1 tRNA gene is annotated in these 292 nt (G+C 51.0%); it reads right to left on the bottom strand.

What is annotated here, in order from left to right:
* Positions 1-54 precede the first annotated feature (54 nt).
* Positions 55-131, bottom strand: a tRNA-Arg gene (locus tag ACQRAJ_RS08815).
* Positions 132-292: the final 161 nt, after the last annotated feature.

The following is a 292-nucleotide window of genomic DNA, read 5'->3' as shown; positions in this document are numbered from 1 at the left end:
ATGCATGGCTTCCAAAAAAGAAAAGCCCCCGTTGCCGGGAGCTTTAAAGTCAATTGGTGCGGCGTATAGGATTCGAACCTATGACGTTCTGATTCGTAGTCAGACCCTCTATCCAGCTGAGGTAACGCCGCAACGCACGGATTATTATGCACGCGAGGCCCCGACGGGTCAAGCGACAATTTGAAAAAATTTTACGATGTGGCGATTATGCTGCTCGCGCCTCGACCGAGGTTCGAATCCATGCATGGCTTCCAAAAAAGAAAAGCCCCCGTTGACGGAGGCTTCAAGTTCG

This window comes from Collinsella sp. SGI.184, assembly GCF_050313415.1.
Taxonomy (GTDB): Bacteria; Actinomycetota; Coriobacteriia; order Coriobacteriales; family Coriobacteriaceae; genus Collinsella.
The sequence above is the reverse complement of the archived record's forward strand: the minus strand, read 5'-3'. Positions and strand labels throughout refer to the sequence as shown.